This window comes from Actinocrinis sp. (assembly GCF_035650855.1).
Lineage (GTDB): Bacteria > Actinomycetota > Actinomycetes > Streptomycetales > Catenulisporaceae > Actinocrinis.
In genome coordinates this window covers 1-9862 of sequence record NZ_DASRGV010000382.1, presented here as the reverse complement: position 1 = coordinate 9862, position 9862 = coordinate 1, and the positions used below count along the sequence as shown (strand labels likewise).

At 71.2% G+C, this 9862-nt stretch carries 9 protein-coding genes; 6 read left to right on the top strand and 3 right to left on the bottom strand.

Translation table 11 applies throughout. The features are described from left to right. From VFB40_RS26940 to moaA, 3 genes are all read left to right on the top strand, one after another. On the top strand, window positions 1–591 hold a 591-nt coding region (locus VFB40_RS26940; protein ID WP_324855557.1), incomplete at its 5' end, for an SDR family NAD(P)-dependent oxidoreductase. A 286-nt stretch (window positions 592–877) separates the two neighbouring features. Next, entirely contained in the window at window positions 878–2707 is a 1830-nt protein-coding gene (locus VFB40_RS26935; protein WP_324855555.1) for a phosphodiester glycosidase family protein, read from the top strand. Window positions 2708–2753: 46 nt separating this feature from the next. Further along, the gene (gene moaA, locus VFB40_RS26930; protein ID WP_324855553.1) at window positions 2754–3767 is read left to right on the top strand and encodes a GTP 3',8-cyclase MoaA; all 1014 of its coding nucleotides are present in this window, start codon (window positions 2754–2756) and stop codon (window positions 3765–3767) included. Between the two features lie 374 nt (window positions 3768–4141). Here the strand turns inward: moaA and VFB40_RS26925 are convergent, their stop codons facing one another. From VFB40_RS26925 to VFB40_RS26915, 3 genes are all read right to left on the bottom strand, one after another. Further along, on the bottom strand, window positions 4142–4726 hold the full coding sequence (locus VFB40_RS26925; RefSeq protein WP_324855551.1) for a DUF3099 domain-containing protein: 585 nt from the start codon (window positions 4724–4726) through the stop codon (window positions 4142–4144). Window positions 4727–4789: 63 nt separating this feature from the next. After that, on the bottom strand, window positions 4790–6232 hold the full coding sequence (locus VFB40_RS26920) for a metallopeptidase TldD-related protein (protein ID WP_324855549.1): 1443 nt from the start codon (window positions 6230–6232) through the stop codon (window positions 4790–4792). Next, window positions 6229–7710 (bottom strand): TldD/PmbA family protein, encoded by a 1482-nt coding sequence (locus VFB40_RS26915; protein WP_349261650.1) that lies wholly within the window; start codon window positions 7708–7710, stop codon window positions 6229–6231. Before VFB40_RS26915 ends, VFB40_RS26920 begins: the two co-directional genes overlap by 4 nt. A 290-nt stretch (window positions 7711–8000) precedes the next feature. Here VFB40_RS26915 and fabG point away from each other — a divergent pair, with 290 nt between their 5' ends. The 3 genes from fabG to VFB40_RS26900 form a co-directional block, all read left to right on the top strand. Next, window positions 8001–8741 carry a 3-oxoacyl-[acyl-carrier-protein] reductase gene (gene fabG / locus VFB40_RS26910; protein WP_324855545.1) on the top strand — a complete coding sequence of 247 codons (741 nt, stop codon included), beginning with the start codon at window positions 8001–8003 and terminating at the stop codon, window positions 8739–8741. A gap of 5 nt (window positions 8742–8746) precedes the next feature. After that, window positions 8747–9514, top strand: coding sequence for an enoyl-ACP reductase FabI (gene fabI / locus VFB40_RS26905; protein WP_324855543.1), 768 nt, complete (start codon window positions 8747–8749; stop codon window positions 9512–9514). Window positions 9515–9653: 139 nt separating this feature from the next. Next, the coding region (locus VFB40_RS26900) for a hypothetical protein (protein ID WP_324855541.1) at window positions 9654–9862 on the top strand (209 nt) is incomplete at its 3' end.

Sequence of the window (9862 nt, the reverse complement as noted above, 5' to 3'; positions counted from 1 at the left end):
CTGCCGGTGGACGTCACAGACGCCGACAGGCTGCGTGAGGCTGTCGACGCCGCCGCTGGCGCGTTCGGCCACGACCGCATCGACATCCTGGTCAACAACGCCGGGATCATGCTGCTCGGGCCCGCAGCCACCGCCTCGCTCGAGGACTGGCGGCGCATGGTGGACCTCAACCTCACCGCGCTGCTCACCGCCACCCACGCCGCCCTCCCGCACCTGCTGCGCGCCGCCGAGACCGGGCCGCGTCAGGTCGCCGACCTGGTCAACGTCAGCTCGATCGCCGGGCGGGTGGCGCGCCTCGGCAGCAACGTCTACAACGCCACCAAGTTCGGCGTCGGCGCGTTCAGCGAGTCGCTGCGCCAGGAATTCGCCCGCCGCCACCTGCGGGTCTCGCTCATCGAGCCCGGCGCCGTGGACACCGAGCTGCGCGACCACCTGCGCCCGGAGATCCAGGAGGCGCAAGCGCAGCGGTTCGCCGGCGTGAAGGTGCTCGAAGCCCAGGACATCGCCGACGCGATCGAGTACATGGTCACCCGGCCCCGGCACGTCGCGATCAACGAGCTCATGGTCCGCCCGACGGCGCAGGAAGCCTGACCACGCTGCCATAGCGCGTCGCGCAGCGCATCGCGGTATCGAGTGAACCTGCTCGCACACGCGTACGTGTTATCGCGCAGGCGAAGGCGCGCCCTACTAGACTGGGCTGAGCCAAAGCTGAAGACAGCAGATTTTTTGAGAGACCCGCCGCCCGCTCGCAACTGCTCCCCGCGAGGCGGCGTCTTTCATGAAGAGATCGACACGCAGTGCCGACCGAAGACGCAGTGCCAACCGAATGAGACGGCGGACGGGCCGCCCACGCAACGACCTTGGGGACTGTCGCACGATGACATACGGACAAGACGGCACGGACTACCCGGACTACGGTCGTCCGACGCCGCCCCCGCAGCGTCCGGGCCAGTACCCCGAGTCCGGCCGGTACCAGGGGCAGCAGCCCGACCAGTACGCGGGCGCGCAGGACGATGCGCAGCGCGGAAGGCACTCCGAGCGCAGCGAGTTCTTCGACCAGGAGGCCTCGTACAACGAGGCGCCGCGTCGTGCGCAGCCGCAGCGCGGATATGGCCGTCCCGAGCCGTACGACCCGTTCCAGACGCGTGCGCACGACGAGCAGGCCGAACGGCGCCGCCGTGACGGCGGCGGCCAGGCTCCCGGGCACAGCCGCGGCAGGCACGGCGGCGACGGACGCGGTTACGGCGGCGGGCAAGGCGCCGATCCGTACGGCCGCGAGCAGGCTGGATATGCCGGCGACGGCCGTGGCGACCGTACCGGCGGCCGCGGCTATGGCGATGACGGCCACGGCTACGGCGACGGCCGCGCACCGCAGGACAACCGCGCGTACGGCACAGGGCGGCCGCGTAGCGCAGACCGGCTCGGCGCGACCACGGTGCTCGACTCGCGCGCATTCGCGTCGAGCGCGACCGCCGATCCTCGCACGGACCAGGCGGGTTCCTCGCGCCGCCGGGCCGGCGGTCCGGACCAGTCCGGCGACCCGGCCGATGCGGACGCCGGCTCCGGCCGCCGCAAGGGCAAGAAGCTCGTACCGCCGCACATCAAGCGCCGCCGCAAGATCATCCGCCGCAGCGTCCTCGGCGTGTTCCTGATCTTCTTCGGCTACGTCGGCATCACCCTCTACCCGTACCTGACCGCGCCCGGCACCGACCGGCTCGCCGCGCGCGTCGCCGAGTGGGGCCGCGACCACCACATGGGCTGGGCGGTGACCTGGCTGGAGAACGCCAGCTACAAGCCGCCGCCCACCGGCGGCGGGCTGAGCGCCAGCCAGATCGCGCAGCTGCAGGGCCCCACCGCGGCCCCGCCGCCCAAGCCCAACATCGACATCCCGACCAACATCACTCCGCTCGCCGCCGGCACGATCCCCGGCGAAGGCGTGTGGCGTCCGGTCACCATGGGCGCGAACGGCGCTCCCATCGTCGAGAAGACCGCGCTGCGCCCCGATGCCCAGCACACTTCAGACCTGGCGTACGCGGTGTGGATGAACCAGAAGGCGCTCAGCTTCACGCTGCACCCCGGCTACCAGCAGCCCGGCGGGACGTGGAAGACCCCTGACACCGTCCCGGCGGACCAGCGCGCGAACCTCGTGGCGACGTGGAACGGCGGCTTCAAGGTCAAGCCGGACGACGCGCTCGCCGGGTTCTACATGGACGGCAAGAGCGCCGTCCCGCTGGTGAACGGTAAGGCAGCCGAGGTCTTTTTCACCGACGGCTCGATAAAGATCGGCAAGTGGGGCCGGGACGAGACCATGGGCCCGACGATCGCCGCGGTCCGCCAGAACCTGAGCCTGCTGGTGGACAACGGGCAGGTCACGGTCGGTCCCGGCGACGGGTCCAGCGCCCAGTGGGGCTACACGATCAAGAACTCTTACTTCATCGCGCGCTCCGGCGTCGGGATGACCGCCAAGGGCGACATCGTGTACATCAGCGGGAAGTTCCTGTCCGTCTACACGCTCGCCAAGCTGCTCCAGGCGGCCGGCGCGGTCAACGCGATGGAGCTGGACATCAACCCGGACTGGGTGTCCTTCATGACCTACAGCGGCGACGCGGCGAACCCCGCGCCCTCGAAGCTGTGGGACTTCACCCAGCCCGCGGACCGCTACTTCCAGCCCTCGGACCGGGACTTCGTCTCAGTATCCAAGCGGTAAGGCCACGGCGGCCGGTCTCGTCGGACCGAGGCGCTAGGCTCGGATCATGGGTACGGCGCTGAACGACCGATTCGGCCGGACCGCCACAGATCTGCGGCTGTCCCTGACCGATCGGTGCGACCTGCGCTGCACCTACTGCATGCCGGCCGAGGGCCTGCCGTGGCTGCCCCGCCCCGAACTGCTCACCGACGACGAGCTGGTGCGGCTTGTCGACATCGCGGTCGGCCGGCTCGGCGTGCGGGAGGTGCGGCTGACCGGCGGGGAACCGCTGATCCGGCAGGGCATCGTCGGCATCGTCGCGCGCCTGGCCGCGCTGCGCCCCCGCCCCACCCTCTCGGTGACCACCAACGCCACCGCGCTCGAACGGCTCGCGGCGCCGCTGGCCGAGGCCGGGCTCGACCGGGTCAACGTCTCGCTCGACAGCCTCGATCCGCTGACCTTCAAGACGCTCACCCGCCGGGACAAGCACGCCCGCGTCCTGGCCGGCATCGAGGCCGCCGCCCGCGCCGGGATGCGGCCGGTCAAGATCAACTCGGTGCTCATGCGCGGCGTGAACGACCACGAGGCCCCGGCGCTGCTGCGCTGGTGCCTGGAACGCGGCTACGAACTGCGGTTCATCGAGCAGATGCCGATCGACGCGCAACACGGCTGGGACCGCGCGCAGATGGTCACCGCGCAGGAGATCCTGGACCGCCTGGCCGCCGAGTTCCGCCTCGAACCCGAGGGCGAGGCGGTGCGCGGCGCCGCCCCGGCCGAGACCTGGCTGGTGGACGGGGGGCCCGGAGCTCCCGGCGGTGGCCGCGTCGGCGTGATCGCGTCGGTGACCCGGCCGTTCTGCGCCGCCTGCGACCGCACCCGGCTGACCGCGGACGGCCAGGTGCGCACCTGCCTGTTCGCCCGCGAGGAGACCGACCTGCGCGGCCTGCTGCGCGGCGGCGCGGACGACGAGACCATCGCGCAGGCCTGGCGCACCGCGATGCTCGGCAAGAAGGCGGCCGCCGGTATCGGCGAGCCCGGATTCGTTCAGCCGCAGCGGTCGATGTCCGCGATCGGCGGCTGAGCCCCGCGACGCCGCGCGAGCTGCCTCGGGAGCGGGCATTCCCTCGAAAACGCGATAAGGGCGACTTGGGCCAGTCTTCGAGTCCGCCGCGAGCGCGAGTGCCCAAGCGAGGTTCGGAGTCCCGGAAAAGAGGCGTCGGCTCGCGCACGGGGGGACGCGAGCCGACGCGGCATCCTGGACAGCCACGGGGGGAGCCGCCCAGTATGCGGGGCAGGGCGCCCAAAAGGTCGGCCCCGCCGGCACCGCCCTGACGGGGGAGCAGGGCGTGCATCAGAAGTATGGCATGCCCGCCAGAACTCGTGAACCCCCGCTAACGAAATCCCAGGCGTTGGAACAGGCAACGCCAGCCCCGGGCCACGCCTGGGGCCCCGGGTTCAGCCCGCCGCGGTCCCCTGCGTCCGCGGCGACTGATCAGGACCCTGATCGGCGGGCTCCTCGCCGGGTTCCGCACGGGGCCCGTCCGCGGTCGCGGCGCCGTCGGACAGCGGCGCACGCCGGACGTAGCCGTTCGCGGTCGAGGCCTGTGCGCCGCCGCCCGCCGCGGGTCCCGGGCCGTAGCCGCCCTCGTCCTTGACGAGGAACTCGCCCTGGATGAAGCCCGGCTGCTCGCCCGACGCGGGCAGCCCGCGCTGCGCCGCGCCCAGCTCCTCGCGCGGCGGCGCCAGCAGCAGGTTCGTCGGACCCTTGTCCTGCGCCGGGCCGCCGTTGGCCCGCACCACGGCCACGTACGGGATGATCGTCGCCACCAGGCACAGCCCGATCTTGATCGGCCAGGAGATCCCGGGAACGCACACCACCACGATGATCGAGACGACGCGCACGAGCATGGTCACGATGTACTGCTTCTGCCGCCGGGAGATCTCCTGCATGTGGCTGGTCTCGGCGGTCGTGATCCCGTACACCTGGTCCTCGTCCTGCGGCCGGTGCTCGAAGTCGTCGCGGTTCCCGCTGTTTGGCACCCCATCAGCGTACGACCGGACGGCCGGCCCGTTGAGGGCGGGTGACCGTCCGGTCCCCTCGGCTCAGCTGGCCTTCGACACCGAGGACATGTTGAAGTCCCCGATCCGCAGCGGCGGCATCGCGGTGCGGGTGAAGTAGTCGGTCCACTCGCGCGGCAGGCACTGCTCGCGGCGCCCCATCTCGGCGATCCGGCCCAGCAGGTCGACCGGCGACTCGTTGAACCGGAAGTTGTTGACCACCCCGGTCACCTCGCCGCCCTCCACCAGGTACACCCCGTCGCGGGTCAGCCCGGTCAGCAGCAGCGACTGCGGATCGACCTCGCGGATGTACCACAGGCAGGTGAGCAGCAGCCCGCGGTCGGTCGAGCGGGTCATCTCCTCAAGGCCGGGCGCGTCCGCTCCGCCCGAGCCCTCCATCAGCAGGTTGTCGCCGGGCGGCGCCAGCGGGAGCCCGGTCGCGGCCGCGGAGTGCCGCGTCGTGACCAACCGCTCCAGAACCCCGTCCCGCACCCAGTCGACCGGCTCCAGCGCGAGTCCGTTGTCGAACACCGACTGGCTGCCCGAGGAGTAGCGCGCGATGTTGAACGGCGCGGCCTCCAGGCCCGGCGCGGACGGGTCGGACCACAGCCGCAGGCCCTCGATGCCGATGCGCGAGCCGACCTTCGTGCCGTTGCCCGAGCCCTCCCCGCGCGGCGCCGAGAACACCGTGCGGCCGTCGGCGGCGTCCCGCGCCGAGGCGACCAAGAGCATGAAGATGGAGAGGTCCGCGACCGCGGAGGGCGGCAGCAGCGTCTCGTAGCGGCCCGCGGGCAGCTCGATGCGGCGCTTCTGCCAGTCCAGCCGCTGGGCCAGCTGCGTGCCGAGCGCCTGGACGTCCACGTCCGCGAAGTCCTTCGTGTAAGCGCCCGCCCACGCCGAGCGCGCGAAGTCCGCGGACTTGGCGTTCAGCTCCAGCGTCCCGTTCGGCTGGTCGTGCTTGAGCCGCAGCCCGGCCGAGGTCGCCAGATAAGTGCTCGTCATCGAGTGCGAGGCGAACCCGAACAGCAGCCGCCCGGCCGCCCGCGCCGCGTCGAACGCCTCCCCGAGCTCCGGAGCGAACGACGAGAACACGTCGATCGACGTCGTCGCCGGCGCGTCCTGCCAAGCCGAACCGCCCGCACCCGCCGCCTCCGGACCGGCCAGCGGCTGCGCGTCCTCGGCCGGTCCGGCGTCCCGCGCGGCCTGCTCGCTCGCCCGCACCAGGTCCTCGATCGTGTCGCGATCGACGCCCGAGCGGGAGAGCACGGCGGCCGAGGTGCCCTGCCCGCCGTTCACCGTCGAGATCACCGTGACCGTGCGGCCCTCGGCCACCCCGTTCGTGGTCAGCGTGTTGTTCGCCCACCGCAGATTCGCCGCGGACGACTCGTCCACCAGCACCACCGCGCCGTCCGCGCGCGAGAGCTGCAGCGCCCGCTCCGCGAGCTCCTGCGCCGAAGCCACGCCCGCGGCCGCCCCGTTCCCGGTCACCGTCCCGCCTCCTGCACCGTGTTGAGGATCCGCACGCCCCGGAACAGCGCCGAAGGGGCGCCGTGCGAGACCGGGGCGATCTGCCCCGGCTGGCCCTTGCCGCAGTTGAACGCCCCGCCGAGCACATAGGTCTGCGGGCCGCCCACCGCCTCCATCGAGCCCCAGAAGTCCGTCGTCGTGGCCTGATACGCGAAGTCGCGCACCTGGCCGGCCAGCTTGCCGTCCACGATCAGGTACGCGCGCTGCCCGGTGAACTGGAAGTTGTAGCGCTGCATGTCGATCGACCAGGACTTGTCCCCGGCGATGAACAGCCCGCGCTTGACCCTGGCGATCAGCTCCTCGGTCGACGGGCCGTCAGGCGCCGGCTGCAGCGACACGTTCGCCATCCGCTGGATCGGCACGTGGCCCGGGGAGTCCGCGAAGGCGCAGCCGTTGGAGCGCGCGCCGTGCAGCCCCTTGAGCTGCGCGATCCTGCGGTCGAGCTGATAGCCCACCAGAACGCCGCCCTTGACGATGTCCCAGCGCTGCGTCTGCACGCCCTCGTCGTCGAAGCCGATCGAGGCCAGGCCGTGCTCGACGATTCGGTCGCCGGTGACATTCATCACCTCGGACCCGTACTTCAGCGTGCCCAGCTGATCCAGCGTCGCGAACGACGTCCCCGCGTACGCGGCCTCGTAGCCCAGCGCGCGGTCCAGCTCCGTCGCGTGCCCGATCGACTCATGGATCGTCAGCCACAAATTCGACGGTGCGATAACAAGGTCGTATTCGCCCGCCTCCACCGACGGGGCGGCCAGCTTCTCCGCCAGCAGACCGGGCAACTCGGCCAACTCCGCGTCCCAATCCCAACCGGTGCCGGTCAGGTACTCCCAGCCGCGCCCGGCCGGCGGCGCGAGCGTCCGCATCGACTCGAACGCCCCGGGCGTGCCGTACTTGCCCTCCGCGTCGACCGCCACCGCCTCGACCACCGGATGCACCCGCACCCGCTGCTGGATGGTGACCGTGCCGTTGGTGTCGGCGTAGAACTTGTTCTCCTTCACGGCGTGCAGCGAGGCGTCCACGTGATCCACGGCCTCGGCGTCGAGCAGGCGGCGCGACCACTGCGTCAGCAGCGCGATCTTCTCCGCGTCCGGCACGTCGAAGGGGTCGACCTCGTACGCCGACACCCAGAACTGCTCGCCGTAGGACGGCTCCGCCGCGAGCACCACCGGCTCGGCGTTGACCGGCCGCGACACCCGCGCGACCTGCACCGCCTGCTCCGCCAACCGCGCCGCGGCCTGCGGGGTCTGCACGACGCCCGCCGCGAAGCCCCACGTGCCCTCGTGCACGACCCGCACCGAGATCCCCGTCTCGGAGCTGTCGTTCACCCCGTCCAGCTGACCATCGCGAAGTCGGATCATCTGCTCGCGGATGAGCTCCGACCGGAAGTCCGCATGCTCCGCGCCCAGTTCCCGCGCCCGGATCAGCGCCGCCTGCGCCATGTCCCGCAGCGGCAGCTCCAGGAACGCGGGATCGATCCGCTTCGCGTCGCCGTCCTCCGCGTCCTGAGCCCCGCCGGAACCCTCCACACCGTGCTGCTCTCGACTCACACTGCCCTCCCGTGACTACTCCGCGCTCCGCGTCCACACCGCGACACCTGCCCCCGAACCTAGCTGAACTCCACCACCCTGTCCTGGCGCTTTTGTAGTCCCCCGCAAGGGGCGCTCAAGTTCAGGAGCGATAGCGTTCCCGTGGGGACCTACCAGCATCGCGACGAGGGAAGGACGCACGCGTGGCGGAAAGCAGCGCGGCCAGGTCGGTGCTAGTCACCGGCGGCAACCGTGGAATCGGACTGGCCATTGCACGGGCCTTCGCCGAACAGGGCGACAAGGTCGCCGTGACCTACCGGTCCGGCGAACCGCCGATCGTACCGGTGAAGGGCGAGGGCTCGTTCCTCGCCGTGCGGTGCGACATCACCGTGCCGGAGGACGTTGAGCGGGCGTTCCAGGAGGTCGCCGCGGCGCACGGCCCGGTGGAGGTCCTGGTGGCCAACGCCGGCATCACCCGCGACACCCTGCTGCTGCGGATGAGCGAAGAGGACTTCGACGCCGTCGTCGACACCAACCTCAAGGGCTCCTTCCGCGTCGCCAGGCTCGCCGCCAAGGGCATGCTGCGCCTTCGCCGCGGCCGGATCATCTTCATCTCCTCGGTCGTGGGCCTGTCCGGCTCAGCGGGACAGGTGAACTACGCCGCCTCCAAGGCCGGGTTGGTCGGCATGGCCCGCTCGCTGGCCCGCGAACTCGGCTCGCGCGCGATCACCGCCAACGTGGTCGCCCCAGGCTTCGTGGACACCGAGATGACCGCCGTGCTCACTGAGGAGCGCAGGGCCGAGATCGTCTCCCAGGTGCCGCTCGGCCGCTACGCCAGCGTGGACGAGATCGCCGGGGTCGTGAAATTCTTGGCCTCGCCCGACGCGGCGTACATCAACGGAGCCGTCATCCCCGTGGACGGCGGACTGGGAATGGGGCACTGAACCCGATGGGAATCCTGGACGGCAAGCGCGTCCTCGTCACCGGCGTCATCACCGACGCGTCGATCGCCTTCAGCGTCGCGCGCCTGGCGCAGGAGGAGGGCGCCGACGTGGTGCTCACCGGCTACGGGCGGATCTCGCTGGTCAACCGGATCGCCGCACGGCTGCCGAAGCCCGCGCCGGTCATCGAGCTCGACGTCACCAACGAGGAGCACCTGGCCGCCCTGCCCGGCAACGTCCGCCAGCACCTCGACGGGCTCGACGGCGTCGTGCACTCCATCGCCTTCGGCCCCACCGACGCCCTCGGCGGCAACTTCCTCAACACCCCGTGGGAATCCGTAGCGACGGCGGTCAACGTCTCGGCGTTCTCGTACAAGTCCCTCGCCATGGCGGTCGCCCCGCTGTTCGGCGAGAGCGGCGGCTCGATCGTCGGCATGGACTTCGACGCGCAGGTCGCCTGGCCCGGCTACGACTGGATGGGCGTGGCGAAGGCGGCCCTCGAATCGACCAGCCGCTACCTCGCCCGCGACCTCGGACCCAAGGGCATCCGCAGCAACCTGATCTCGGCCGGCCCGGTCAAGACCATGGCGGCCAAGTCCATCCCCGGTTTCGACCGCTTCGAAGGGGTCTGGGACGAGCGGGCCCCGATCGGCTGGGATATGAACGACCCCGAGCCGGCCGCGCGCGGTGTGATCGGCCTCTTGTCCGACTGGTTCCCGAAGACCACGGGCGAGGTCATCCACGTCGACGGCGGCGTCCACGCGATGGGCGTCTGACCCCGGCAAAGACACGAAGCAGACCTCTCAACGGCGCCGCGCGGCCTCCTGCGCGGCGCCGTTTTTCGCTAGAGTGCCCTGAGAAACCCCCGCGCCCGCGGCGCCTTGAGCGCGCCGAACGATAGCCGGGTCGGGGAACGTGGGCAGCAAGAGCACCAAGCGCAACAACAGCAACAAGGGCAGTAACCAGAGCGTAAGCAGCAGGACGGGAAACACGGCGCGAGCCGGCGCAGGGCGAGCGCAGACGGCGAACGGGAAGCGGGGTGACGCCATGCTGGACGCGGGTGGCGGCGGGGGCTCGATGTACGCGGTGCAGATCGAGTCGCTGGAGACCTTCCAGCAGAAACT

Bases quoted from the DNA above. Each gene is read 5' to 3' on its own strand.
- moaA (WP_324855553.1), top strand. From the start codon at position 2,754: ATGGGTACGGCGCTGAACGACCGATTCGGCCGGACCGCCACAGATCTG.
- VFB40_RS26935 (WP_324855555.1), top strand. From the start codon at position 878: ATGACATACGGACAAGACGGCACGGACTACCCGGACTACGGTCGTCCG.
- VFB40_RS26915 (WP_349261650.1), bottom strand. From the start codon at position 7,710: ATGGCGCAGGCGGCGCTGATCCGGGCGCGGGAACTGGGCGCGGAGCAT.
- fabI (WP_324855543.1), top strand. From the start codon at position 8,747: ATGGGAATCCTGGACGGCAAGCGCGTCCTCGTCACCGGCGTCATCACC.